Genomic DNA, 24,116 nt, shown 5'->3' on the forward strand with positions numbered 1-24,116 from the left:
CATCAAGGTCTTAGCTCTTTGCGTCAAGTACAATTGGCGCGCTTACGCTATGCTTTAGCAGAATCTAACAACGTAGTGAGTTCATAAGGAAATCATCATGCGCTACAACATTCTTGCACTTGTTTTGCCTTGCGCACTGGCGCTGAGCGCCTGTACCACCGTGACCCCGGCTTATAAAGACAACGGCACCCGCAGCGGTTCCTGCATCGAGGGCGGCCCGGACGAGGTAGCGCAGCAGTTCTATGATTATCAAATCCAGCACCGAAATAACGATCTCACCGCGCTGCGCCCGTATCTGAGCGACGATCTGGCTAAACTGCTGAACGACGCCCGTCAGGATCCATCGCGTAACGCGCTGCTGCAATCAAATCCATTCTCCAGCAGCTCCACCCCGGCGGATAGCGCCGACGTCGCCAGCGCCTCGACCATCCCGAACCGCGATGCGCGCAATATTCCGCTGCGCGTCGAATCGAAACAGGGTACGCAGAGCTGGAAAGATGAAGTGCTGATGATTCAGGAAGGCCAGTGCTGGGCGGTTGACGATGTCCGCTACCTTGGCATAAACAGCCACGCTCCGGCGGGTACGCTGCGTCAGAGTCTTGAGAAACGCTGATTTCGGCGTTAAAGCCACCCCGCTGAAACGATAACCCCGGTAAAATGTCGGTATTCCGTGCGGTAATGCCGACATTTGTTCCCCCCTACCACACGAACCCATATTTTGTGCTAACTTTAGTGATAAATGTGGTTTACATTTAACTTTTAACGCATAAATATTGCATAACTATTCTGTCAAAGGTACTATTTGCGGCCTCAATAGCTATTCGTATCAGACTGCCCAGATGAGTATTAAACTAAACGGCATTAATTGCTTCTACGGCGCGCACCAGGCGCTGTTCGACATCACGCTGGATTGCCCGCAGGGGGAAACGCTGGTGCTCCTCGGCCCAAGCGGCGCCGGTAAAAGCTCGCTGCTTCGCGTACTCAACCTGCTGGAGATGCCGCGTTCCGGTACCTTAAACATCGCCGGTAATCAATTCGACTTCACCAAAGCGCCGTCTGACAAAGCTATTCGCGAGCTGCGCCAGAATGTCGGGATGGTCTTCCAGCAGTACAACCTGTGGCCACACCTGACCGTGGTGCAAAACCTGATCGAAGCCCCGTGCCGCGTGCTGGGCTTAACCAAAGATCAGGCGCTGGCGCGCGCCGAAAAACTACTCGAGCGTTTACGCCTTAAACCTTACAGCGACCGCTATCCGCTGCATCTGTCAGGCGGTCAACAGCAGCGCGTAGCGATTGCCCGCGCGCTGATGATGGAGCCTCAGGTGCTGCTATTTGATGAACCCACCGCCGCGTTGGATCCGGAAATCACTGCCCAGATCGTCAGCATCATTCGCGAACTGGCGGAGACCGGAATCACCCAGGTTATCGTTACCCACGAAGTGGAAGTGGCGCGTAAAACCGCCAGCCGCGTGGTGTATATGGAAAACGGGCATATCGTTGAGCAAGGGGATGCTAACTGCTTCACGCATCCGCAAACCGACGCCTTTAAAAACTATCTTTCACATTGATGTTTTCGGGGAAATAACGATGAAAAAAGTACTGATTGCCGCTCTGCTCGCGGGCATGAGCCTTTCCGCTACCGCAGCCCAGACCATCCGTTTCGCCACCGAGGCCTCCTACCCTCCGTTTGAGCTGGTAGACGCCAACAACAAAATCGTCGGCTTTGACGTCGATCTGGCTAACGCGCTGTGCAAAGAGATGGACGCGACCTGCACCTTTACTAACCAGGCTTTTGATAGTCTGATCCCAGGGCTGAAATTCCGCCGCTTCGACGCCGTCATGGCCGGTATGGATATCACCCCTGAGCGTGAAAAACAGGTGCTGTTCAGCACCCCGTATTATGAAAACTCGGCGCTGTTCGTCGGCCAGCAGGGCAAGTTCACCGGCATTGACCAGCTTAAAGGCAAAAAAGTTGGCGTGCAGAACGGCACTACCCACCAGAAATTCATCACTGATAAGCATCCGGAAATCACCACCGTTCCTTACGACAGCTACCAGAATGCCAAACTGGATCTGCAAAACGGCCGCATTGACGCCGTCTTCGGCGACACGGCGGTAGTGACCGAATGGCTGAAGAGCAATCCGAAGCTGGCGCCAGTGGGTGATAAAGTGACGGATAAAGACTACTTCGGTACCGGCCTCGGCATTGCGGTTCGTCAGGGCAATACCGAGCTGCAGCAGAAATTTAACGCTGCGCTGGAAAAAGTGAAGAAAGATGGGACGTACCAGACCATCTATAGCAAATGGTTCCAGAAGTAACGCTGAATGAACGAATTTTTTCCATTAGCAAGCGCCGCCGGGATGACCGTCGGCCTTGCCGTTTGCGCGCTGGTCATCGGCCTGGTGCTGGCGATGCTTTTCGCCGTACTGGAGTCGGTGAAATGGCGTCCTGTGGCATGGCTGGCGACCGGCATCGTCACGATTTTACGCGGCCTACCGGAAATTCTGGTGGTGCTGTTTATCTACTTTGGTTCCTCACAGCTGCTGCTGACGCTGTCTGACGGTTTTACTCTCAATCTTGGGTTTGTGCAGATTCCGGTACAGATGCAAATTGAGAATTTCGACGTCAGCCCGTTCCTCTGCGGCGCCATTGCGCTTTCCCTACTGTATGCCGCCTATGCCTCGCAGACCCTGCGCGGCGCCTTGAAAGCGGTGCCGCAGGGGCAGTGGGAATCCGGACAAGCGCTGGGTTTGTCGAAGGCGGCGATATTCTTTCGCCTGGTGATGCCGCAGATGTGGCGCCATGCTCTGCCGGGTCTGGGCAACCAGTGGCTGGTGCTGCTGAAGGATACCGCGCTGGTCAGCCTTATCAGCGTCAACGACCTGATGCTGCAAACCAAAAGTATTGCTACCCGTACTCAGGAGCCGTTTAACTGGTACATCATTGCGGCAGCGATTTATCTCGTCATCACCCTGTTGAGTCAATACATCCTCAAGCGTATTGACCAGCGTGCGACGCGCTTCGAACGGAGACCAGGTTGATGCTCGATTACTTACCCGAACTGCTGAAAGGGCTGCATACTAGCCTGACGCTGACCGCGGCATCGATCGTCGTGGCGCTGATCCTGGCGCTGATCTTTACCATCGTCCTGACGTTAAAAACGCCGGTGGTGGTGTGGATCGTCCGCGGCTATATCACCCTGTTTACCGGGACGCCGCTGCTGGTGCAGATCTTCCTGATCTACTACGGGCCAGGACAGTTCCCGTCATTGCAGAATTACCCGGTGCTGTGGCATCTGATTTCTGAGCCCTGGCTGTGCGCGCTGATCGCCTTATCGTTAAACAGCGCGGCTTATACTACCCAGCTGTTCTACGGCGCCATCCGCGCCATTCCGGACGGCCAGTGGCAGTCCTGCAGCGCGCTGGGGATGAGCAAGAAGGATACGCTGGCGATTCTGCTACCGTATGCTTTTAAACGCGCCCTCTCCTCGTACTCTAACGAAGTGGTGTTGGTCTTTAAGAGCACCTCGCTGGCTTACACCATCACCCTGATGGAAGTGATGGGTCATGGTCAGCTGCTGTACGGGCGCACCTATGACGTGATGGTCTTCGGCGCAGCCGGTATCATTTATCTGGTGGTGAACGGCCTGCTGACGCTGCTGATGCGTCTGGTGGAAAGAAAAGCGCTGGCCTTCGAGCGTCGTAACTAACATTACGAAATGCATAAACAGTAAATAATGAAACGGGTAAGTGCCAATGCTTACCCGTTTTTTTTATAATAAATAAAATAAACATACAACTTTATTGCATATAAATTCATTTAGTGGCATTGTGAACTTCAGCCGTAAACCGGCACAACATCATAAGATTGACCGACGGGAGTCCCACTATGAAAAAGTTAGTTCTGGCCGCTCTGCTTAGCTCTTTCGCCTTTGGCGCCGCTGCCGCGGAAAAAATCAGCTTTGGCGTTTCCGCGACCTATCCGCCATTTGAATCCATGGATGCGAATAACCAGATTGTCGGTTTCGATCTCGATCTGGCTAAAGCCCTGTGTAAGCAAATGCAGGCCGACTGTACTTTTACCAACCACGCTTTCGACAGCCTGATCCCGGCGCTAAAATTTAAAAAGTATGATGCGGTAATTTCCGGCATGGACATCACGCCTGAGCGTAGCAAACAGGTTGCGTTTACCGACCCGTACTATGCCAACTCGGCGCTGGTGATCGCCAAAAAAGACGCGTACCACTCTTTTGATGACCTGAAGGGTAAGCGTATCGGCATGGAAAACGGCACCACGCACCAGAAATACCTGCAGGATAAGCACCCGGAAGTCAAAACCGTCGCTTACGATAGCTATCAGAATGCCATTATCGACCTGAAAAACGGCCGTATCGATGGCGTCTTCGGCGATACCGCGGTGGTCAACGAATGGCTGAAGACCAACCCGCAGTTAGGCGCGGCGACGCCGAAAGTGACCGACCCGCAGTACTTCGGTACCGGTCTCGGCATTGCGGTGCGCCCGGATAATAAAGCGCTGCTGGAAAAACTCAACGCCGCGCTGAAAGCGATTAAAGCTGACGGAACCTACCAGAAAATTAGCAACCAGTGGTTCCCGGAGTAAGACCTGCGCTTCCCGGCTTACGGCGCAACCGCCTGAGCCGGGTCAAACGGCAACGCTCCCCCTTACAGCGGCAGGGTAAACTGGAAACACGCCCCTGCCGGTACTTCCAGCAGGCGAATATCGCCCCCGTGCAGTTGCAGCATCCGCCGAACAATCATCAACCCCAGCCCGCCTCGTGAGGCGCTCTGCTGCCCCGGTTCCAGTACCGATGGCCGCTCAAACAGATTGGCCCGTAATTCACCGGCGACGCCCGGGCCGCTATCGGCCACCTCAACCACCACCTGTGCCCCCTGCTGGCGCGAGGAGAGACGAATTTCGCCCCCGTGCGGAGTATGGCGAATGGCGTTATCCAGCAGATTAGTTAATACCCGCTCCATCATCGAAAGATCCGCCTCAACTAACGGCAAGCCTGACGCCAATTCCAGGCGCAGACGGATTTCGCGGGTGGCAATCGCCAGATCGAATTTTTGCGCCACGTCCTGAATCAGCTCGGCAAGGATAAACTTTTCCGGCTGCGGCTTAATACCGCCATGTTCAAGGCGCGCCAGCTCAAATAGCTGTTGTGAGAGATGACGAACTTTATTTCCCTGGCGTAGCGCGATATTCAGATACTGCTTGCGCTCCTGCGCCGTCAGGCGATCATCCTTAAGCGATAGCGTCTCCAGATACCCCAGCAGCGAAGTCAGCGGCGTACGCAGGTCATGCGAAATATTGGCAATAAACTCCCGGCGCTGACGATCGCTATCAGCCAGCCGATCCCACTGCCCGGCGATCTGCTGCGCCAGTTCGATAAAACGGTTATGCAGCAGCGCCACTTCATTTCCGGGATACGGGTCCGGCGCCTGCGCCGCCAGCGCTTTGATTGCGCGAATGCTGTCGCTATCCCCCGCCGCCACCAGCGCCGTCAGCTGGCGTACCGGGCGCGTTACCCAGTACCACGCCAGGCCGCCGGCCAACAGGCCAAATAGCGCCACCAGCAGCAGGGTCCATAGCAGCAAGCTCCACAGCGTCTTCTGCCAGGCGCTCTGCGCCAGTTCATTAAACGTTTCGCCCTGCAGAATAATATAAAGATAGCCACGTAGCTGGCCGTCAAGGCGTAGCGGCGCGGCGCTAAACACTTTTTGCTGGTCCATGCTGCGCGGATCGTCGCCATAAATCGGCCACGCGCCGCCGGAGAGAAACGCCTGCACCGGCGCCATGGCAATGCGCTGGCGTTTAATGTGCCCCGGCGGCGCGGCATCCGCCAGCAGCTCGCCATCCGGCGAAACGAGGTACAGCTCGACGCTTGGGTTAAACACCATCAGACGGTCAAATAGTGGTTTCAATGCCGCGCGATCGACCTCGCCGCGGGCGTTGAGCAGCGGCTCGCGAGCGGCAATCTGCTGCGCCAGCCCGGCGGAAAGCCGCTGCACCATGACGTTACCGTACTGCGCGCTGCTATAGAGCTGGAGCAGGCAGACGGAGAGCGCGCACAGCAGCAGCAAGCCGATAAACACCAACGACAGCCGTTGGCTGAGGCTGAGTCGGCGGATCATGACTGCGCCCCGGCGCTGTAGGGGGCAAATTTATAGCCCTTCCCCCAGACGGTAAGAATAATGTCCGGCTCTGCCGGGTCGCGCTCTATTTTCGTGCGCAGACGATTAATATGCGTGTTGACCGTATGTTCATAGCCTTCATGCTGATAGCCCCAGACGCTATCCAGCAGCGCCAGGCGCGAAAAAACTTCGCCGGGATGGCGGGCAAAGTAATACAGCAGATCGAATTCGCGCGGCGTGAGGTCCACCAATTCACCGCGCAGCCTGACTTCCCGGGACAGCGGGTCGATATTCAGGCCGTGGCAGGCGATACGTCCGGCATCCATCAAGAGATTTTGTCCCATTGCTTCCTGACGGCGGAACACCGCCTTCACCCGGGCAATCAGCTCCAGCAGAGAAAAAGGTTTCGCCAGATAATCATCGGCGCCCATCTCCAGCCCCTGCACGCGTTGGGTTTCGCTAGAACGGGCGCTAATAATAATCACCGGCAGATAGCGCGTTTGCTGGCGGATGCGGCGGCAAATCTCCAGCCCGTCGACGTTAGGCAACATCAGGTCAAGAATCACCGCGTCCCAGACGCCGTTATCCAGCTGTCGCAGCGCCTGCGCGCCGTCCGCTTCATGCACGATTTGATACCCTTCATCCTGCAGATTCAGGCGCAACAAAGCTGCGATATCATCATCATCTTCCACCAGCAGGATTTTTTTACTCATCAGATTCGCTCCACGAATTTCACGCTCGTTTCATAAAGCTTACCCGATTTCAGCCGCTTAAAGAGTTCACATTTTGTTTAAACTTCACGAACCAGCAGCGTCAGCACTTCATAATGCGCGGTATGTGGGAACATATCGAACAACTGCACCCGCTCAACGCGATAGCCCTGCAGACGATCAATATCTGCGGCCATCGTCCGCGCGTTACAGCTCGAATAAATGATATACGGCGGCGCCATGCGGCTTAGATAATCGCACAGTTCGGCGCCGATGCCGCGCCGCGGCGGGTTGACCAGCACCAGCTGTGGAATATCGTCTTCATGCGTCGCGAATTGCGTGGAATCCAGCGCCTGAAAATGAAGATTGGTTAATCCCAACTGGGTCGCGGATTGCTTCGCGCAGGCGATGGCTTCCGGGGCGATTTCGATACCGGTAAGGCGCATCTGCGGGGTTGCGCAGTGCAGGCCGAAACCGCCGACGCCGCAAAACAGATCCCACATGTGGTTGACCGGCTGCGCGCGTACCCAGTCGCGGGCGGTAGCGTAGAGCTGTCTCGCCACCGTCGGGTTGGTCTGAAAAAAGCTTTGCGGGCGGATCCACAGCGGTACGCCGTTAAAGTTCTCCGCCAGCGCCGGTTGATCGCTGAGGAAAATCTCCTGCTCCCCTTCCATGATAGCCATGTGCACGGGCTGAATATTGGCGGTAATCACCTTAAGCTGCGGCAACTGCTGCTGCAGCAACGGCAGCGCGGCGCGCAGTTGTGCAAGCTTATCCGCAGAGCGCAGGACGAAACGCAACATCATGCCGCCCTGCTGGCTTTCGGTCAGCAGCAAATACTTCAGCTCGCCGCGCTTGCGGGCAACGTTATAGGGGGTGAGTCCGGCGCGGGCGATAAACGGCTTCAGCGCGGCGAAAACCGGCGCGAAACTCGGCGGGTACAGCGGGCAATCGGTGAGATCTTCCGGCGTGCCATCGCGATGCAGCATGCCGAGCAGCGGGCGCTCTACGCTACCGCTTACGACCATTTTCGCTTTGTTGCGAAACGCCGTCTCCGGACCTGAGACCGGAGCAAGCCATGTCATCACCGGCTGACCCGCCAGCAGTTCGCGCAGGTTCGCCATTTTATCGGCGAGCTGTTGCGTCAATGGCAATTCCAGCCACTGACAGGAACGGCAGCGGCCCGCGTCGTAAAGTGCGCAGTGCATAAGAAGACCTTCAAAAAAACCGGGGCGGGGATTGTATCACCGTTATTGCAAGCGGAAAAACCGTCGGCACGACGCCGGGATAAACAATAGCGCCAGCACCAGCAGATCCGGCAGCTTCTGCAGAAACAGCGCATGGAGAATTTCCCGCTTTGACTCCCCGGCCACGCTGAACAGTTCCGGATAGCCATAGCCAATCGAGGCCGCCCACAGATAAGAGATGACGATAATTTGCGTCAGCAGGTAGAGCCAGCGCGCCCAGTTACGGCCTTTCACCAGCGAAAAGGCGCACCAGATCTCGATAAACACCAACGCCAGACTCGCCAGAAACACCAGCGTCAGGGCCCAGGTTTGCACGCTACGATGGATAAAATCGGCAATTCCCTGCACGCCAAGCTGATTGAGGATCATTAACAGGTCGAGACCGCGAATTAAGATAATAGCAAAGGCCGCCACCTGTACCAGCACAGGGACGTTAAGACGAGCATGAGACGATCGAGTTTTTGTAAACAATCCCAACGTAAAGTCATCCATGAAAACGGCGCCACGTGTGCGGCGCCGATAATAGGCTCTGTTAGCGATTTTAGTGGGTTCAGCCCCTTCTTGCACGCTGGATATCGCGCACGCGCTGCTTTTCTGCGCGAGCCATTAAATACCAGGCGATAAAACCGACAATTCCCACCACGCCGAGGATTAAGGTCGCCAGGGCGTTAATTTCCGGGTTAACGCCCATACGCACGCTGGAGAAGACCAGCATCGGCAGCGTCGTCGCCCCCGGCCCGGAAACGAAGCTGGCAATCACCAGATCATCAAGCGACAAGGTAAAGGCCAGCAACCAGCCGGAAATGACCGCCGGCATAATCATCGGCAAGGTTATCACGAAGAACACCTTCAGCGGCGCGGCGCCGAGATCCATCGCCGCCTCTTCGATTGACCTGTCCAGCTCGCGCAGACGTGAAGAGATCACCACCGCCACGTAGGCGGTACAGAAGGTGACGTGCGCCAGCCATATCGTCAACATGCCGCGATCCGATGGCCAGCCGATGGAATGCCCCAACGCGACGAACAGCAGCAGCAGCGACAGCCCGGTAATCACATCGGGCATCACCAGCGGCGCGGTGATCATAAAAGCAAAACCGTTGGAACCGCGAAAACGGCCAAAACGCACCAGCACCACCGCGGCAATCGTACCGAGGATCGCCGCCGCCGTCGCCGCACAGGCGGCAATGGTCAGGCTTAACCCCACCGCGCTCATCATCGCGTCATCATGAAACAGCTCGCTATACCAGCGCGTCGACCACCCCGCCCATACCGTCACCAGCTTCGAACTGTTAAATGAATAGATAACCAGCATCAGCATCGGCGCATACAGAAAGGTAAAACCGAGCACGAGGATCAGAATTCGCCATGGCGAACGTACTACCGGTAAGTCATTCATCCATGATCCCCCATCTGTTTTTGCTGATGTTTGTGGAACCACATGATCGGCACGATCAACAGCAGCAGCATCACAATCGCCACCGCCGATGCTACCGGCCAGTCGCGGTTATTAAAGAACTCCTGCCACAGCACGCGGCCAATCATAATGCTGTCAGGTCCGCCGAGCAGCTCCGGGATGACGAACTCGCCCACCGCCGGAATAAACACCAGCATCGAGCCGGCGATAATGCCGCCTTTCGTTAACGGAACAATCACCTGGAAGAAGGTCTTTAACGGCCGGGCGCCGAGATCCAGCGACGCTTCCACCAGCGAATAGTCGATACGCGTCAGCGCGGTATAAATCGGCAGCACCATGAACGGCAGGTAGGCGTAAACGATACCGATGTACACCGCCAGGTTGGTATGCAAAATCTCCAGCGGTTGATCGATAACTCCAAGCCATAACAGGAAGTTATTGAGCACCCCGTTGCTTTTCAGCAGCCCCATCCAGGCGTAAACGCGAATGAGGAATGAGGTCCACGAAGGTAATATCACCAATAGCAGCAGGATATTGCGCGTCGAGGGCTTGCTATGCGCCACCGCCCACGCCAGCGGATAGCCCAATAGCAGACAGCAAAAGGTGGAAATTGCCGCCACCTGCAGCGACTGCAGATAAGCCTCAAAGTACAGCGGATCGTCGGTCAGCTGCAGGAAGTTGCCGAGATTAAGCGTCAACGTCAATTGACCGTCGGCCCACGACAGTAACTCGGTATAGGGCGGGATCGCCCGCGCCATTTCGGCCAGGCTGATTTTAAAAACGATCAGGAATGGCAGTAAAAACAGCAGGATTAACCACAGATACGGCAGCGCAATCACCAGCTTACGCCCGTGGGCCATCTGCTGGCGCGCCAGCCACAGGGCAAAACCGCCGGGCTTTTTGCCGCCGGCTGGAGGTTCTAATGTGCTCATCGCCCTCTCCTTACACCGTCAGAACAACGCAGCTATCGGCGTCCCAGCACAAGCGAACTTCATCACCCCAGGTCGGCATGCCTTTGCGATGGCGATGTTCGTTTTGCAGCTGGGCGCTAATCATCTGCCCGCTTTTCAGACGGACATGATAGATAGACAGATCGCCGAGGTAGGCAATATGGATAACCTCGCCTACCGCAAAGTTAAAGCCGTCCGCCGGCGGTTCGTCGCAGAGCATGATTTTCTCCGGACGCAGCGCCACCCAGACCGGCACGTTATCCACCACCGAGGCATCCGGATCGACTTTCAGCGGATGCACCAGCCCCGGCGCATTCAGTACCAGACCATCTTCCAGTCGCTCTTTGACCAGCCCTTCGAAGACGTTTACCGAACCGATAAACTCGGCGCTATAGCGGGTCGTCGGATGTTCATAGATCTCCTCCGGCTCGCCTATCTGCACGAACTTACCGCGGTTCATGATGGCGATACGGCCCGCCATGGTCATCGCCTCTTCCTGGTCATGGGTGACCATCACGCAGGTGACGCCGACGCGCTCAAGAATATCCACCACCTCAAGCTGCATCCGGTCGCGCAGTTTTTTATCCAACGCGCCCATCGGTTCATCAAGCAGCAGCAGTTTCGGCCGCTTCGCCAGGCTTCGCGCCAGCGCCACGCGCTGACGCTGGCCGCCGGAAAGCTGGTGCGGCTTGCGTTTGGCGAACTCCTGCATATGCACCAACGCCAGCATCTCCTGGACGCGGGCGTTAATCTCCGCCTTCGGCAGCTTGTCCTGCTTGAGACCAAAGGCGATATTTTGCTCAACAGTCATGTGGGGAAACAGCGCGTAAGACTGGAACATCATATTGATCGGCCGCTGATACGGCGGCACGCGCGCCAGGTCGACGCCATCCAGCACAATCTGCCCGGCGGTGGGCAACTCAAAACCTGCCAGCATGCGTAGCAACGTCGATTTACCGCAGCCGGACGCGCCCAGTAAGGCAAATATTTCACCTTTATAAATAGTGAGATTGACATCATCGACGGCGTGTTGCCCATCGAAGGATTTGGTTAAATTACGGATTTCCAGCAGCGGGGTCAGCGCTTTGGGGGCTTTCGCCTGTGGGCGGGGCATTGCGTCATTCACTCGGGTGCTCTCCGGCAAATACAATCACCGTATGGCCCGGTTGCCATACATTCTTCAGTTCTATGTTCACCAGCGAACAGTCGGTCAGGCCTTTACAGGCCCGGCGTACCGGGCCTGATGGCGTTATTTTCCGCTTTTCACTTTGGTCCACGCGCGGGTGCGCACGCGGTCAATCTTCGGATCCTGCACCTTGAGGGTGAACAGCTTGGCGAAGACATCCTCCGGCGGGTAAATCGCCGGATTGTTGCGGATGTCGGCGCTGACCAGCGGCGTCGCTTCTTTGTTGCCGTTAGCGTAGTAGACGTGATCGCTGATGTGGGCGATGACCTCCGGGCGCAGCAGATAGTTCAGGAACTGATAGGCTTCGTCTTTATTTTTGGCATCCGCCGGCATGGCGAAGACATCAAAGAAGGCCAGCGCCCCCTCTTTCGGAATAAAGTAGGAGATATTGACGCCGTTCTTCGCCTCTTTCGCCCGGTTCGCCGCCTGCCAGACATCGCCCGCCCAGCCGATAGCGACGCAGATATCGCCGTTTGCCAGGTCATTAATATATTGCGAAGAGTGGAAGTAACGGATATTGGGCCGCAGCTTCAACAGCAGATCGGTTGCCGGTCCGGTGTAATCATCGGCTTTGGTGCTGTTTGGATCTTTGCCGAGATAGTTCAGCACCGTCGAGAAAATCTCTTCGGGGGCATCAAGGAAGGAGACGCCGCAGCTTTTCAGCTTCTCAAGGTTTTCCGGTTTGAGCACCAGATCCCAGCTGTTCAACGGTACGTCTTTACCCAGCGCCGCTTTCACTTTATCGACGTTATAGCCGATGCCGGTGGTCGCCCACATGTATGGCATCGCATATTTATTATCGGGATCGTGACGCGCCACCAGTTGTAAAACTTTCGGGTCGAGGTTTTTCCAGTTCGGCAGTTTGCTTTTATCCAGCGGTTGGAATACCCCGGCCGCCAGCTGGCGTTCAAGGAAGCTTGCCGACGGCACCACCAGATCGAACCCGGTGCTGCCGGCCATTAATTTACCTTCCAGCACCTCGTTGGAATCAAATACGTCATACACCACTTTAATACCGGTCTCTTTTTCAAAATTGGCGACCGTGTCCGGCGCAATATAATCAGACCAGTTATAGACGTGCAGCGTTTTTTGTTCCGCTGCGAGCGAGCCGGCAGAAACGGCCATCAGCGCACCCGTAATCACACCTGTTAACCATTTTTTACCCAAGGCGGTCATATCTCTGTTTCCTTCTCAAGGCCCGTTAATTCACGGACGCAATAGACGAACCTGAACGCATGCAAGAATCATGCGTATTTTTCATTGCCTGAGATAAGGAGAGGAAACCTCTCCCTGATTGGCTGCCCGCAAATGGACGCCTCGCCAGAATAACTGTAGCCAGAATAAGAGGATATAGCCCAGGCAAAAAAACGCCCTGGATCATATTTCCAGCCAATAAAGGTCTACGAGATAAAAGCGAAGCGCTAAAACAGCAGTGAATAATTCTTTAAATGAGGGTTTGTGACAGAATAAATAAGCAACCGCCGTCGCAGCGGCTGCTTTTATTAGTTAGTGCAGAAAATGGTATTGCACTTCTTCGGCTGCGGCCTCTTCTTCCTGCTCTTCCGCTTTATACAGCAGCTGATTGGCGCCGGCTTCCAGAATGACCATCGAGACCTGCTCTTCGCTCTGGCGGAAGAACCAGGCAAACTGTTCGAGAGTGACGCCCGCGCCAACGGGCAGCGCCTGGCAGACCACCAGCTTCGGCAGGTTATCATCCTGAATATCAAGGAACGCTTTTACGGTCAGCGAACTGGCGTTGATCGCCGACAGGTCCGCCGACAGCGGCAGCAGCGCAGAAGGCTTCACTTCCGCCAGCGCCGAAAACAGCACCACGTTGTCCAGCAGGTCGATTTTGGCATCGAAAATACCGTCGAAATTCTGCATATGCGGCAGGTGCAACGCCTGGCAGGAGTCGCACTCAAAAAAACTGATGCCTAACTCGTCGAGCCAATGACGTAATGTATCAAGACCCGGAACGACCAGTGAATCCATAGTGCCTGTGACCTCTTGCTGGATAAAAAACGACGCATAGCTTACGCAAAAAATGCGTCGCATTCCATGAAAGGATAACGAAGTGACGCTACCCTCCCATTTTTAGACAATATCCAGGCGTTGCCTGACGCTCGATCCACGCGATCATTCGCCCGGCAATATCGACGTGAGTGGTGGTTTCAATCCCTTCCAGCCCCGGCGAGGCGTTAACTTCCATCACCAGCGGGCCGCGGTGGGCGCGCAGAATATCCACGCCTGCCACGTCCAGACCCAGCGTTTGCGCCGCTTTAATCGCCATCTCCCGCTCCTGATCGCTAAGCGTGGCCGTAGTGGCGACGCCGCCGCGGTGCAGGTTAGAGCGAAAATCGCCCTCCTTCGCCCGCCGTTCAATCGCCGCCACCACCTCATCGCCAACCACCAGGCAGCGGATATCGCACCCTTTTGCCTCAGCGATATATTCTTGCACCAGAATGTGCGCATTGAGACCCCGGAAGGCGTCAATCACGCTTTCCGCCGCCTGTCGCGTTTCCGCCAGCACCACGCCGATCCCCTGCGTCCCCTCGACTAACTTCACCACCAGCGGCGCGCCGCCGACCATCGCGATCAGATCGCTGGTGTCGTCCGGCGAGTGGGCAATACCGGTGACCGGTAGATCGATTCCCTGACGCGCCAGCAGCTGCAACGAGCGCAGCTTATCGCGGGCGCGGGTAATCGCCACCGACTCGTTTAGCGGATAACTGCCCAGCAGCTCGAACTGCCGCAGCGCGGCGGTGCCGTAATAGGTGATGGCCGTGCCGATACGCGGAATGACTGCATCAAAATGGGGCAACTGTCGCCCTTTGTAGTGAATTGAGGAGGCAACCGGGCTGACGCTCATATAGCAGGAGAGCGGATCGAGGATCTCGACCTGATGCCCGCGTTTTTGCGCGGCTTCACGCAAGCGGCGGCAAGAATAAAGCGTTCCATCCCGGGATAATATAGCGATTTTCACCCAACACCTCTTAGAAAATAACTGGCAGCCAGCACACTGCGTTTGCAGGGTGAAGTGTATAGGGAATCAGCGCGTTGCCCAGCCCTGTTTATGCAAATAGTCGAGAATAAACGGCCGGCTCTCTTTAATGATGGTGCGGCGGATATGGTCGCTCCAGGTATCGCGGCGGGTATTACTGCCGCGCGACAGATAATAATCCGCCAGCTGTTCGTCATACTGCGCCAGCACCTGTTGATCAAGCGGCTGGTAGTGATTCTCATGCACCAGCATCGCAGGCGGAATACGCGGCTTAACCTGCGGGTCGTCAGCAGGCCAGCCAAGGCACAGGCCAAACAGCGGCAACACGTGCTTCGGCAGCTGCAGCAGCTCGGTTACCGCGTCAATGTTATTGCGCAGGCCGCCAATATAAACGCCGCCTAATCCCAGGGATTCGGCGGCGATTAAGGCATTCTGCGCCATTAGCGCGGTGTCGACGACGCCCAGCAGCAGCTGTTCAGCCAGCCCCAACTGCGCTTGTGGGCAAATTTGCAGGTGGCGGTTGAAATCGGCGCAGAACACCCAAAACTCCGCCGCCTGCGCCACGTGCTGCTGGCCGCCGGTCAACGGAACCAGCTGCTCACGCAGCTGCGGGTCGGTAATGCGAATAATCGAGGTACATTGTAAAAAGCTGGAGCTGGACGCCCCTTGCGCCCCGGCGATGATCGCCTCACGCTGTTGGTCGCTAATCGGCGCGTCGGTAAAATGGCGGATGGAACGGTGGTGGCGCAGCAGATCAATGGTCGGCGTCATGGCGTTTTTCTCTTTCGGACGGGGTAGAAGATGAGGTCTTATTATCGGTCAACTGCGGCGCGACAATTTTCGCTATTCGCCACATTAAGGCTATCGCCGCCGGGATCATCAGCAGGATCCCGGCAAAGATCATGATAAGCGCCGCCGTCGGGCTGGCAAACGGCGCCGGCAGCTGAACATAGTGGTTCAACGACAGCCAGGCCAGCGTCAGCAGCGCCATGCCGACGAGCTCAACAATCAAAATGCTTTTGGGTAATGCGGCAGGCGATCGCATAACGCTCCTCAATATACTCATGCCACGCGCATCGCTGGCGCGTCTGTGTAGGGTCTTGCAGCAGATGATATTTATCAAGCATAACCCGCAACCATCGCTATAAAAGGTAAAACCTGCTTTCCCTTGTTAACGGAACGCGGCATCATAGCCACATTCGCCATCCGGCTGAGATTTAAGGAGAGAAGCATGTTTACCGTTATTTTTGGTCGCCCAGGTTGCCCGTATTGCGTTCGCGCCAAAGAGCTGGCCGAGAAACTAAGCAACGAGCGCGATGACTTCAGCTATCGCTACATTGATATCCACGCGGAAGGCATCAGCAAAGCCGATCTGGAAAAAACCGTCGGTAAGCCGGTAGAAACCGTACCGCAGATTTTCGTCGATCAGAAACACATCGGCGGCTGCACGGATTTCGAAGCCTGGGCGAAAGAGAATCTCGGCCTGTTCGCTTGAGAATTTTTACTCTTCCGTTGAGTGCCTGCGTCTGGCGTCCAGCCAGACGCAAATAAATAAAAAGCATAGCGCCCCAAGCGCGCACCAGAACACCGCGCTAAATAACCACGCCAGTTCTTGCCAGAACGATCGATGAGTAATAAAGAACATCCGCATCACCACCAGACAAACCGGTGCCGCCAGCATGGCGCCAATCAGCGGACGTATGACGCGCCGGCCTGGGGATAAACAGCTCGCCACCGCCCCAGGCAGCACAAAGAAAAGCAGCCCAAGCTCGGGGTTGCCCGTTTGCCGAAAAGCCCCTTTCATATGCAGCAACAGCGATAAACAGACCACAATAAACAGAAAGAACCCACAAATTATACCGGCCCACGCGCGCTCAGATTTCACGACATCCTCCTGATTTCGCCTCTAACTATCTTTCACTTCATCCAGTCAGAAATAGCATTCTGGCAGTCCATGCTTATAACGCTCCCGTCAGAGTAAAACGATTGTGACTAGCCGCAGCAACCAGGAAAGATTAAACTAGCGGCACTGTTTTATCGGTATTAACGGGATGCCAGAATAACGTTCGGCATAGTGCGAACGCTTGAGCAACCTTAGACCAAAAAACCATTTCCTTCAACAACTTACTAGTAAACGAGAAGTTGGCTTTCGTGAATATAAACGTCGCAGATTTGTTAAACGGGAATTACATCCTGTTATTGTTTGTTGTACTCGCACTGGGTCTTTGCCTGGGGAAACTTCGCCTCGGGTCAGTACAACTTGGTAATTCCATTGGCGTTTTAGTCGTTTCTTTATTATTAGGTCAGCAGCACTTCGCCATTAACACTGATGCGCTAAATCTTGGCTTTATGCTGTTTATTTTCTGCGTCGGCGTCGAAGCTGGCCCCAACTTTTTTTCGATTTTTTTCCGCGACGGCAAAAACTATCTGATGCTGGCGCTGGTGATGGTGGCCAGCGCGATGTTAATCGCTATGGGGCTGGGCAAATTGTTTGGCTGGGACATAGGCCTGACCGCCGGGATGCTGGCGGGCGCCATGACCTCCACCCCGGTGCTGGTGGGCGCCGGCGATACCCTGCGCCACTTCGGCATGCCCAGCGATCAGCTGGCGCAGTCGCTTGACCACCTGAGCCTCGGCTACGCCCTGACCTACCTGGTTGGCCTGGTGAGCCTGATCGTCGGCGCGCGCTATATGCCGAAGCTGCAGCATCAGGATCTGCAGACCAGCGCCCAGCAGATCGCCCGCGAGCGCGGTCTGGATACCGACTCCAAGCGTAAAGTCTATCTGCCGGTTATCCGCGCCTACCGCGTCGGCCCGGAATTGGTCGCGTGGGCGGACGGCAAAAATCTTCGTGAGCTGGGGATTTACCGCCAGACCGGCTGCTATATCGAGCGTATTCGTCGTAACGGTATCCTGGCGAACCCGGATGGCGACGCGGTACTACAGATGGGCGATGATATCGCGCTGGTTGGCTACCCGGACGCGCATGCCCGTCTCGATCCAAGCTTCCGCAACGGTAAAGAGGTGTTTGACCGCGACCTGCTCGACATGCGTATCGTCACCGAAGAGATTGTGGTTAAGAATCATAACGCCGTCGGCCGCCGCCTGGCGCAGCTGAAGCTGACCGATCACGGCTGTTTCTTAAACCGGGTGATCCGCAGCCAGATTGAAATGCCAATCGACGATAATGTGGTGCTTAACAAAGGCGACGTGCTGCAGGTGAGCGGCGACGCCCGCCGCGTAAAAACCGTCGCTGACCGTATCGGCTTTATTTCGATTCACAGCCAGGTGACCGACCTGCTGGCTTTCTGCGCCTTCTTTATCGTCGGCCTGATGATCGGCATGATCACCTTCCAGTTCAGCTCGTTCAGCTTCGGCATCGGTAACGCCGCCGGCCTGCTGTTCGCCGGCATTATGCTCGGTTTCCTGCGAGCTAACCATCCGACCTTCGGCTATATCCCGCAGGGGGCGTTGAATATGGTGAAGGAGTTCGGCCTGATGGTGTTTATGGCCGGGGTCGGCCTGAGCGCCGGCGCGGGTATCAATAACGGTCTGGGCGCCATTGGCGGGCAAATGCTGGCCGCCGGCCTTATCGTCAGCCTGGTGCCGGTGGTGATCTGCTTCCTGTTCGGCGCCTATGTGCTACGCATGAACCGCGCGATGCTGTTCGGCGCGATGATGGGCGCGCGTACCTGCGCCCCGGCGATGGAAATTATCAGCGATACCGCGCGCAGCAATATTCCCGCGCTCGGCTACGCTGGCACCTACGCTATCGCCAACGTGCTGCTCACCCTTGCCGGTACGTTGATCGTCATCATCTGGCCGGGCCTTGGCTAGCCCCGGCCGAAAATTTTTAACTTTTTCGCAAAAAAATCGGTGATGAACAGAACTTTTTCCCAGGACGTCAGTCATAACTAGTGCCACTGCTTTTCTTTGATGTCCCCATTTTGTGGAGCCCATCAACCCCGCCGTTTAGGTTCAAGGTTGATGGGTTTTTTGTTGCCTGAAGTTCAGCTTCCTTAGAATCAACCTCTTAGCAGACAACTCGTTCCTGAATGGCGATGACCCTCCCGTGAAAACCGCGCCCGTCTTAACAGCAGTGTCTGGTCTTGCTTTCTCCTCGCAGAAAAGCGCTTCCTCAACGTCCGATAGTTACTGCTATTGAATTGACGTACTTATCCTGCTATGTAAAAACGTAGTGTTGATACTTTACTTCTACTGATAAGGAATTCAGATGTTAACTCAAAGTCTTATTAATATATTCAGTAAAGAAATGATAGGGACGATTATTGCCGCCCTGCCCATCATAAAAGCCATTTTAAATTACTTAAACAAACCTTTAGATGACATCGATGATATATATAAAAAAGCCAAATTAAGCACATGGAGAATTCGCTTTTTCATGATCAAAATATCAACAAAGGAGATACCCAGACTGACTCGCGCAAATGTGATATTGTTTTCTGTCGTGTTATTATTTCTTTTAGCCAGTTTCGCAACCAGTTCATATTATGGCGTCAAGCTATTACAAATACGTCCGGGCTGGACATCTTTAATTCTTAAAGAAACGGATGAATGGTTTTTAATCTCGGAAACAGAAGCATCAGAACACGCATTCCATCCCTCCTGGCATCTCACAGAAAAAAGCTGTATCTCTGGCGAGGCCACGCAACTGGCAAATGACAAAATAATAACACCACAACTAGGGAAATTTATTTGTGAATCCTTCACCAATACAGATGACAAAAACAAAATAAAGAAATCCATTAAAGATACCACTCACAATAAACCTATCATCACCTTTCTCATCTCGATCATTACCGTTGGCTGCATATGGTTCATAATTAGCTTAATATTGACGTTAATATATACTCTCAGACTTAAAAAATTCATTATCCGGGAGCATGAAAAAGCCTATGACTATCTAACATAGCACTCCAACCTTTAGCTTAGGGGGTGAGAACTCTGTTACATTTGTCATTTGCACGACGTATATTACCAGTTCCGGTAATATTGTTACTGGAACTGCAGAGCCTATCATCCTGTGATAATTGTTGATATTATTATCCGCAACGATTAACAGGTATATCGGTTGAAGGTAAAAACATGATTGATGTACAGCAGGAACAAAAACTTCAGGAGCACGGTTTTACCAGCAAAGAGATCAATGTGCTGCGTAAAGGACTTGAGAGTCCACAACGTAAAGATCAAAGCCTGCAGGCCTTGTTGAAAGAGCTGAGGCGTCGTTTTTACATGTCCTGTATCATTATCATTGCCCTGATTATCTTTTGCAGCTACGCGACGCTGACTAATGATACCGGTAATGGGCTGGCTTACTTTGCTGTCACTGCAGTTTGCTGCGCCTTTGCACTATTAGCAACACCTTACCCGCTTTCATGGAAAGCGATAACATTCTTAAGAAAGAAACTCTACGCAAATTAATTTAACAAGCAGTTTTTTCATTAGTACGATACGTTCTCCCTATGTTGTATAACTGATATGTCCTCAACATGCCACTTAAATATCCCCTCTTAAATAATCGGCGATAAAGCTTATCAAGCACACCAGCGTAAAACAGATGGCGAAACCACCCAGCTTGAATAACCAGCCATCCAGAGCAACAAAACAAACAAAAGCGGCGATAGAGAAGCAGCCCGTTCCGATGGCTTCAAACATATTGATTGCATGAATGCAGATCTTTTTACAAACATAGCTTGAAGAGAATCTTTTTGGTTTCATTGGCTCTCTCTTATCCCTACATCAGGTAACCCAAGGCTAATCGAAAGCATGCTCATCATCCAGTCATAAATTAAATTTTTTACTATTAAATCAACATGTTAAATAAACCACTAATAAAAAAAATCAATCGTTAAATGTCAGCTTTTCACCCTTGCACAGTCTATTTTTTCACCCATACTTTGCTGATCCACTCCCACATAAGGCGTTCTCCATGTTGCTTAAAGATAAGACCGTGGTAATTTTCGGCGGCAGCGGCGCGATTGGCCGCGCGGCGGCGCTTGCCATGGCGAGAGAAGGCGCGCGGATCTTTCTGGCCGCCCGGCAGGCGGATAAGCTGGAAAAGGCGGCGGCTGAGGTTCGCGCCGCTGGAGGTATCGTCGAGACTCTGCAACTGGATGTGCTGGATGGCGGGCAAACCGCCGGGCAGGTGGCCAACCAGGCCGGGAGAACCGGCGGGATTGATATCGTAGTTAATGCCACCGGCTTTCTCCACGATCAGGGGAAAACGCTGGCACAATTATCCCTTGCCGAGTATCGCCAGGGTTTTGTCCCCTTTCTCGATGCCCAATTTATTATTGCTAAGGCAGTGGCGCCGTGGATGGGTGGCGAACGCGAGGGCGTCATTATTACCACTATCCCTCCTTCCGCGACGATGGCCATCCCTGGACACCTCGGCCATATCGTCGGCTGCGCCGCAATGGAAGCCTTTATCAAAGCGCTGGCCAGCGAACTGGGAGCGAAAAATATCCGCGTGCTCGGCGTGCGGTCACACGCGATTGCGGATGCGGTGCTGGCGGGCTCTTATACTGCCGAGGTGTTTGCGCCTAAAGCGCAGGCGCTGGGCTTGAGCGTTGAACAGTGGCTGGGCGGTGCGGCGCACGGCACGATGCTACAGCGGTTGCCGACGCTCGCGCAGATAGCCGGGGTTATCACCTTTCTCGCCTCACCGTCGGCATCGGCGATGACCGCCACGGTGGTTAACGTCACCGCCGGGGCGACGCTTAGCTAGCGCTATTCTCCCCCGCCAGCCGCCCGACCATCAGACGAATGGCCGCTTTCGACAGCGGCGCGCTATCGGTCACGAAGTGTAGCGTCATACCCTCGATAAACGCATCCAGCCCGCGCGCCGTCGCCGGTTCAAACCACTGCTCAAGCGTCTGCTGGCTGCGTAGCATCCAGCTCTGCATGACCGCTTTCAGCGCCGGTCGGCTGCTGCAAAATGCGTATAGCTGGTACATTAACTCCATATTGCGCGCGGTGGTCACCTGGGCGCTGAAGATAAGCTCGGCGATAGCGTCGCAGGCCTGCTCGCGGCTACCGACGCCGTTGAAGAATTGCTGATACTGCGCCGACATTTCGACGGTGAAGTTACGAAACGCTTCCTCAATCAGCGCCTCAATACCGCTAAAATAATAGGTCAGCGAGCCCAGCGGTACCCCGGCGCAGCTGGCGATTTTACGGTGCGTCACCGCGTGAATACCGTGCGCGGCGATGGTATCCAGCGTCGCCTGCAGGATGCGCTCGCGCCGCTGCGGATCGTTCGGTCTGCGGGTCATCGGTGTGTTTTTTCCCCTCTGTGCGCTATGCAGGTCAAGCGATAGCGGAATGTGTACAAATGTACACAACCTTGCTACTGTTGTCTGCAACTCTTCTTTCTCGGGCGTTTATGGATGACGGCGCAAACTTCTCGCAAAGCTCTCCAGCTTCGGCTGTGGGCGCTATTTATGTTCTTTTTTATTCCCGGCTTATTGATGGCCTCCTGGGCCACCCGTACGCCCGCGATTCGCGATTTACTGACGCTTTCCACTGCTGAGATGGGAATGGTGCTGTTTGGCCTGTCGATCGGTTCAATGAGCGGCATTCTCTGTTCTGCATGGCTGGTTAAGCGCTTCGGCACCCGTAAAGTCATCCGCACCACCATGCTATGCGCCGTGGCGGGCATGCTGGTGCTAAGCCTCGCGCTGTGGCTCGCCTCCGCGCCGCTGTTCGCCTTCGGACTGGCTATCTTCGGCGCCAGCTTCGGCTCGGCGGAAGTGGCGATTAACGTCGAAGGCGCCGCCGTTGAACGGGAAATGAATAAAACCGTGCTGCCGATGATGCACGGTTTTTATAGCTTCGGCACCCTGGTGGGCGCCGGCATCGGTATGGCGGTGACCGGTTTTGGCCTGCCCGCCGCGCCGCATATTCTGATCGCCGCGCTGGTAGCGATTGCTCCTATCCTTATCGCCATTCGCGCCATCCCCGACGGTACCGGCAAAAACGCCGCCGAATCCGCCCATAGCGAGGCCAAAGGCCTACCGGTCTGGCGCGACGTGCAGCTATTGCTGATCGGCGTAATCGTGCTGGCGATGGCCTTTGCCGAAGGTTCCGCCAACGACTGGCTGCCGCTGCTGATGGTCGACGGCCATGGCTTTAGCCCCACTTCCGGTTCGCTGATTTACGCCGGTTTCACCCTCGGCATGACCCTCGGCCGCTTCACCGGCGGCTGGTTTATCGACCGCTACAGCCGCGTCGCCGTCGTACGCGCCAGCGCGGTAATGGGCGCGCTGGGCATCGGGCTGATTATTTTTGTCGACAGCACCTGGGTCGCCGGGGTATCGGTACTGCTGTGGGGGCTCGGCGCGTCGCTTGGTTTCCCGCTCACCATTTCCGCCGCCAGCGATACCGGCCCGGATGCGCCTAAACGCGTGAGCGTCGTGGCGATTACCGGCTATCTGGCTTTCCTCGTCGGGCCGCCGCTGCTGGGCTTCCTTGGCGAACACTTTGGCCTGCGTAGCGCCATGATGGTAGTACTGGGACTAGTCATGGTGGCGGCGCTGGTAGCCCGCGCGGTAGCTAAACCGCAGCCCGAACCTGTGATGGAGAATAGCTAATGAGCATCAAACTGATTGCGGTAGACATGGACGGCACCTTTTTAAGCGATGCCAAAACCTATAATCGCCCACGTTTTCTGGCGCAGTATCAGCGCATGCGCGAACAGGGCATTCGCTTCGTGGTCGCCAGCGGCAACCAGTATTACCAGCTGATATCGTTCTTCCCGGAGCTGGTCGATGAAATCGCCTTCGTCGCCGAAAACGGCGGTTGGGTTGTAAGCGGTAAAGAGGATATCTTTAACTGCCAGCTGCCGACGACGCATTTCAACGCCGTCGTCGACCACCTGCAAACGCTGCCGCATATCGAAATTATCGCCTGCGGCAAACGCAGCGCCTATACGCTCAATAGCTATAACGACGAGCTAAAAGCGGTGGCGGCGAAGTACTATCACCGTCTCGAACTGGTGGATGATTTTAACCATCTCGATGACGCGATCCTCAAATTCGGCCTGAACGTGCCGGATCATCTGATTCCGCAAATTCAGCCGAAGCTACACGCGGCGCTGGGCGATATGGTTACCGCCGTCGCCACCGGTTACGGCAGTATCGATTTAATCATCCCTGGCGTGCATAAAGCCAACGGCCTGCGCATTTTGCAGGAGCGCTGGGGTATTGATAATCATGAAGTGGTGGCCTTCGGCGATAGCGGCAATGATATTGAAATGTTGCAGCATGCCGGCTTTGGCTTCGCCATGGCGAATGCCAAAGCGGAGGTCAAAGCCGTCGCCAGCCATCATGCGCCGCATAATAACGAAGAAGGCGTATTGCAGATTATCGATAAGGTATTGAATCGCGAAGCGCCGTTCGCCTGATGAATCCCCGGATGCCTTTGGGCATCCG

28 protein-coding genes are annotated in these 24,116 nt (G+C 55.1%); 13 read left to right on the forward strand and 15 right to left on the reverse strand.

Going from position 1 to position 24,116, the window contains the following annotated elements; genetic code table 11:
- Positions 1-97 precede the first annotated feature (97 nt).
- The 6 genes from AC22LX_RS20935 to artJ all read left to right on the forward strand — a co-directional run bounded on the left by AC22LX_RS20935 (position 98) and on the right by artJ (position 4,621).
- Entirely contained in the window at positions 98-613 is a 516-nt protein-coding gene (locus tag AC22LX_RS20935; RefSeq protein WP_487334191.1) for a lipoprotein, read from the forward strand.
- A gap of 226 nt (positions 614-839) precedes the next feature.
- A complete protein-coding gene (artP, locus tag AC22LX_RS20940) occupies positions 840-1,568 on the forward strand; it encodes an arginine ABC transporter ATP-binding protein ArtP (protein WP_045396312.1) in 729 nt (242 codons plus the stop codon).
- A gap of 19 nt (positions 1,569-1,587) precedes the next feature.
- Positions 1,588-2,319, forward strand: a complete 732-nt coding sequence (artI, locus tag AC22LX_RS20945) for an arginine ABC transporter substrate-binding protein ArtI (protein ID WP_015367516.1) — start codon at positions 1,588-1,590, stop codon at positions 2,317-2,319.
- Positions 2,320-2,325: 6 nt separating this feature from the next.
- Positions 2,326-3,042: an arginine ABC transporter permease ArtQ gene (gene artQ / locus AC22LX_RS20950; protein ID WP_015367517.1), complete on the forward strand. Its 717-nt coding sequence runs from the start codon at positions 2,326-2,328 to the stop codon at positions 3,040-3,042.
- Complete coding sequence (gene artM, locus AC22LX_RS20955) at positions 3,042-3,710, forward strand: arginine ABC transporter permease ArtM (RefSeq protein WP_015704859.1); 669 nt, start codon at positions 3,042-3,044, stop codon at positions 3,708-3,710. The genes artQ and artM overlap by 1 nt, the downstream gene beginning before the upstream one ends.
- Positions 3,711-3,889: 179 nt before the next feature.
- Positions 3,890-4,621, forward strand: coding sequence for an arginine ABC transporter substrate-binding protein ArtJ (gene artJ, locus AC22LX_RS20960; RefSeq protein WP_015367519.1), 732 nt, complete (start codon positions 3,890-3,892; stop codon positions 4,619-4,621).
- A 62-nt stretch (positions 4,622-4,683) separates the two neighbouring features.
- Here artJ and AC22LX_RS20965 read toward each other — a convergent pair whose 3' ends face one another.
- The 12 genes from AC22LX_RS20965 to AC22LX_RS21020 form a co-directional block, all read right to left on the reverse strand.
- A complete protein-coding gene (locus AC22LX_RS20965) occupies positions 4,684-6,156 on the reverse strand; it encodes a sensor histidine kinase (RefSeq protein WP_045396315.1) in 1,473 nt (490 codons plus the stop codon).
- Entirely contained in the window at positions 6,153-6,869 is a 717-nt protein-coding gene (locus AC22LX_RS20970) for a response regulator transcription factor (protein WP_015704857.1), read from the reverse strand. Before AC22LX_RS20970 ends, AC22LX_RS20965 begins: the two co-directional genes overlap by 4 nt.
- 77 nt (positions 6,870-6,946) lie before the next feature.
- A complete protein-coding gene (gene rlmC / locus AC22LX_RS20975) occupies positions 6,947-8,074 on the reverse strand; it encodes a 23S rRNA (uracil(747)-C(5))-methyltransferase RlmC (RefSeq protein WP_045396317.1) in 1,128 nt (375 codons plus the stop codon).
- Between the two features lie 42 nt (positions 8,075-8,116).
- The gene (locus tag AC22LX_RS20980) at positions 8,117-8,605 is read right to left on the reverse strand and encodes a YbjO family protein (RefSeq protein ID WP_045396319.1); all 489 of its coding nucleotides are present in this window, start codon (positions 8,603-8,605) and stop codon (positions 8,117-8,119) included.
- A 58-nt stretch (positions 8,606-8,663) separates the two neighbouring features.
- A complete protein-coding gene (gene potI / locus AC22LX_RS20985) occupies positions 8,664-9,509 on the reverse strand; it encodes a putrescine ABC transporter permease PotI (protein ID WP_015367524.1) in 846 nt (281 codons plus the stop codon).
- Positions 9,506-10,459 (reverse strand): putrescine ABC transporter permease PotH, encoded by a 954-nt coding sequence (potH, locus tag AC22LX_RS20990; RefSeq protein WP_015367525.1) that lies wholly within the window; start codon positions 10,457-10,459, stop codon positions 9,506-9,508. The genes potI and potH overlap by 4 nt, the downstream gene beginning before the upstream one ends.
- 10 nt (positions 10,460-10,469) lie before the next feature.
- A complete protein-coding gene (potG, locus tag AC22LX_RS20995; protein WP_015367526.1) occupies positions 10,470-11,603 on the reverse strand; it encodes a putrescine ABC transporter ATP-binding subunit PotG in 1,134 nt (377 codons plus the stop codon).
- Positions 11,604-11,726: 123 nt separating this feature from the next.
- Complete coding sequence (potF, locus tag AC22LX_RS21000; RefSeq protein ID WP_032711260.1) at positions 11,727-12,839, reverse strand: spermidine/putrescine ABC transporter substrate-binding protein PotF; 1,113 nt, start codon at positions 12,837-12,839, stop codon at positions 11,727-11,729.
- A 330-nt stretch (positions 12,840-13,169) separates the two neighbouring features.
- The gene (locus AC22LX_RS21005) at positions 13,170-13,655 is read right to left on the reverse strand and encodes a type III secretion system chaperone family protein (RefSeq protein WP_015367528.1); all 486 of its coding nucleotides are present in this window, start codon (positions 13,653-13,655) and stop codon (positions 13,170-13,172) included.
- 88 nt (positions 13,656-13,743) lie between these two features.
- A complete protein-coding gene (gene rimK / locus AC22LX_RS21010) occupies positions 13,744-14,646 on the reverse strand; it encodes a 30S ribosomal protein S6--L-glutamate ligase (protein ID WP_015367529.1) in 903 nt (300 codons plus the stop codon).
- Between the two features lie 66 nt (positions 14,647-14,712).
- Positions 14,713-15,435 (reverse strand): nitroreductase NfsA, encoded by a 723-nt coding sequence (gene nfsA, locus AC22LX_RS21015; protein WP_047049066.1) that lies wholly within the window; start codon positions 15,433-15,435, stop codon positions 14,713-14,715.
- Positions 15,419-15,709, reverse strand: a complete 291-nt coding sequence (locus tag AC22LX_RS21020; protein WP_045396326.1) for a YbjC family protein — start codon at positions 15,707-15,709, stop codon at positions 15,419-15,421. The genes nfsA and AC22LX_RS21020 overlap by 17 nt, the downstream gene beginning before the upstream one ends.
- 186 nt (positions 15,710-15,895) lie before the next feature.
- Here AC22LX_RS21020 and AC22LX_RS21025 point away from each other — a divergent pair, with 186 nt between their 5' ends.
- Positions 15,896-16,159 (forward strand): GrxA family glutaredoxin, encoded by a 264-nt coding sequence (locus AC22LX_RS21025; protein ID WP_045396328.1) that lies wholly within the window; start codon positions 15,896-15,898, stop codon positions 16,157-16,159.
- A gap of 6 nt (positions 16,160-16,165) precedes the next feature.
- Here AC22LX_RS21025 and AC22LX_RS21030 read toward each other — a convergent pair whose 3' ends face one another.
- The gene (locus AC22LX_RS21030) at positions 16,166-16,549 is read right to left on the reverse strand and encodes an inner membrane protein YbjM (RefSeq protein ID WP_015367534.1); all 384 of its coding nucleotides are present in this window, start codon (positions 16,547-16,549) and stop codon (positions 16,166-16,168) included.
- A 266-nt stretch (positions 16,550-16,815) separates the two neighbouring features.
- Here AC22LX_RS21030 and AC22LX_RS21035 point away from each other — a divergent pair, with 266 nt between their 5' ends.
- The 3 genes from AC22LX_RS21035 to AC22LX_RS21045 all read left to right on the forward strand — a co-directional run bounded on the left by AC22LX_RS21035 (position 16,816) and on the right by AC22LX_RS21045 (position 20,106).
- Positions 16,816-18,501, forward strand: a complete 1,686-nt coding sequence (locus AC22LX_RS21035; RefSeq protein WP_045374103.1) for an aspartate:alanine antiporter — start codon at positions 16,816-16,818, stop codon at positions 18,499-18,501.
- A gap of 397 nt (positions 18,502-18,898) precedes the next feature.
- Positions 18,899-19,597 (forward strand): DUF6216 family protein, encoded by a 699-nt coding sequence (locus AC22LX_RS21040; RefSeq protein WP_045396331.1) that lies wholly within the window; start codon positions 18,899-18,901, stop codon positions 19,595-19,597.
- Between the two features lie 173 nt (positions 19,598-19,770).
- Positions 19,771-20,106, forward strand: a complete 336-nt coding sequence (locus tag AC22LX_RS21045; protein WP_049061529.1) for a hypothetical protein — start codon at positions 19,771-19,773, stop codon at positions 20,104-20,106.
- Between the two features lie 75 nt (positions 20,107-20,181).
- Here the strand turns inward: AC22LX_RS21045 and AC22LX_RS21050 are convergent, their stop codons facing one another.
- Positions 20,182-20,403: a hypothetical protein gene (locus AC22LX_RS21050; protein ID WP_049061528.1), complete on the reverse strand. Its 222-nt coding sequence runs from the start codon at positions 20,401-20,403 to the stop codon at positions 20,182-20,184.
- Between the two features lie 211 nt (positions 20,404-20,614).
- On the opposite strand from AC22LX_RS21050, the gene AC22LX_RS21055 reads away from it, so the two are divergent.
- Positions 20,615-21,412, forward strand: coding sequence for an SDR family NAD(P)-dependent oxidoreductase (locus AC22LX_RS21055; RefSeq protein WP_487334192.1), 798 nt, complete (start codon positions 20,615-20,617; stop codon positions 21,410-21,412).
- Here the strand turns inward: AC22LX_RS21055 and AC22LX_RS21060 are convergent.
- Positions 21,405-21,959: a TetR/AcrR family transcriptional regulator gene (locus AC22LX_RS21060; protein WP_045396344.1), complete on the reverse strand. Its 555-nt coding sequence runs from the start codon at positions 21,957-21,959 to the stop codon at positions 21,405-21,407. The genes AC22LX_RS21055 and AC22LX_RS21060 overlap by 8 nt on opposite strands.
- Positions 21,960-22,073: 114 nt before the next feature.
- Here AC22LX_RS21060 and AC22LX_RS21065 point away from each other — a divergent pair, with 114 nt between their 5' ends.
- Complete coding sequence (locus AC22LX_RS21065; protein ID WP_260766173.1) at positions 22,074-23,276, forward strand: MFS transporter; 1,203 nt, start codon at positions 22,074-22,076, stop codon at positions 23,274-23,276.
- Positions 23,276-24,088 (forward strand): Cof-type HAD-IIB family hydrolase, encoded by an 813-nt coding sequence (locus tag AC22LX_RS21070; protein ID WP_045396350.1) that lies wholly within the window; start codon positions 23,276-23,278, stop codon positions 24,086-24,088. The genes AC22LX_RS21065 and AC22LX_RS21070 overlap by 1 nt, the downstream gene beginning before the upstream one ends.
- The last annotated feature ends 28 nt before the right edge of the window (positions 24,089-24,116 follow it).

The sequence above is a fragment of the Klebsiella sp. PK01 genome, from assembly GCF_057624675.1.

Bases quoted from the DNA above. Each gene is read 5' to 3' on its own strand.
- artP (WP_045396312.1), top strand. From the start codon at position 840: ATGAGTATTAAACTAAACGGCATTAATTGCTTCTACGGCGCGCACCAG.
- potI (WP_015367524.1), bottom strand. From the start codon at position 9,509: ATGAATGACTTACCGGTAGTACGTTCGCCATGGCGAATTCTGATCCTC.
- artI (WP_015367516.1), top strand. From the start codon at position 1,588: ATGAAAAAAGTACTGATTGCCGCTCTGCTCGCGGGCATGAGCCTTTCC.
- nfsA (WP_047049066.1), bottom strand. From the start codon at position 15,435: ATGACGCCGACCATTGATCTGCTGCGCCACCACCGTTCCATCCGCCAT.
- AC22LX_RS21045 (WP_049061529.1), top strand. From the start codon at position 19,771: ATGATTGATGTACAGCAGGAACAAAAACTTCAGGAGCACGGTTTTACC.
- AC22LX_RS20980 (WP_045396319.1), bottom strand. From the start codon at position 8,605: ATGGATGACTTTACGTTGGGATTGTTTACAAAAACTCGATCGTCTCAT.
- AC22LX_RS21020 (WP_045396326.1), bottom strand. From the start codon at position 15,709: ATGCGATCGCCTGCCGCATTACCCAAAAGCATTTTGATTGTTGAGCTC.
- AC22LX_RS21055 (WP_487334192.1), top strand. From the start codon at position 20,615: ATGTTGCTTAAAGATAAGACCGTGGTAATTTTCGGCGGCAGCGGCGCG.
- AC22LX_RS21005 (WP_015367528.1), bottom strand. From the start codon at position 13,655: ATGGATTCACTGGTCGTTCCGGGTCTTGATACATTACGTCATTGGCTC.
- AC22LX_RS21025 (WP_045396328.1), top strand. From the start codon at position 15,896: ATGTTTACCGTTATTTTTGGTCGCCCAGGTTGCCCGTATTGCGTTCGC.
- artM (WP_015704859.1), top strand. From the start codon at position 3,042: ATGCTCGATTACTTACCCGAACTGCTGAAAGGGCTGCATACTAGCCTG.
- AC22LX_RS20970 (WP_015704857.1), bottom strand. From the start codon at position 6,869: ATGAGTAAAAAAATCCTGCTGGTGGAAGATGATGATGATATCGCAGCT.
- AC22LX_RS21050 (WP_049061528.1), bottom strand. From the start codon at position 20,403: ATGAAACCAAAAAGATTCTCTTCAAGCTATGTTTGTAAAAAGATCTGC.
- potF (WP_032711260.1), bottom strand. From the start codon at position 12,839: ATGACCGCCTTGGGTAAAAAATGGTTAACAGGTGTGATTACGGGTGCG.
- potH (WP_015367525.1), bottom strand. From the start codon at position 10,459: ATGAGCACATTAGAACCTCCAGCCGGCGGCAAAAAGCCCGGCGGTTTT.
- AC22LX_RS20935 (WP_487334191.1), top strand. From the start codon at position 98: ATGCGCTACAACATTCTTGCACTTGTTTTGCCTTGCGCACTGGCGCTG.
- AC22LX_RS21040 (WP_045396331.1), top strand. From the start codon at position 18,899: ATGTTAACTCAAAGTCTTATTAATATATTCAGTAAAGAAATGATAGGG.
- AC22LX_RS21065 (WP_260766173.1), top strand. From the start codon at position 22,074: ATGACGGCGCAAACTTCTCGCAAAGCTCTCCAGCTTCGGCTGTGGGCG.
- AC22LX_RS21070 (WP_045396350.1), top strand. From the start codon at position 23,276: ATGAGCATCAAACTGATTGCGGTAGACATGGACGGCACCTTTTTAAGC.
- rlmC (WP_045396317.1), bottom strand. From the start codon at position 8,074: ATGCACTGCGCACTTTACGACGCGGGCCGCTGCCGTTCCTGTCAGTGG.
- AC22LX_RS20965 (WP_045396315.1), bottom strand. From the start codon at position 6,156: ATGATCCGCCGACTCAGCCTCAGCCAACGGCTGTCGTTGGTGTTTATC.
- artQ (WP_015367517.1), top strand. From the start codon at position 2,326: ATGAACGAATTTTTTCCATTAGCAAGCGCCGCCGGGATGACCGTCGGC.
- AC22LX_RS21060 (WP_045396344.1), bottom strand. From the start codon at position 21,959: ATGACCCGCAGACCGAACGATCCGCAGCGGCGCGAGCGCATCCTGCAG.
- artJ (WP_015367519.1), top strand. From the start codon at position 3,890: ATGAAAAAGTTAGTTCTGGCCGCTCTGCTTAGCTCTTTCGCCTTTGGC.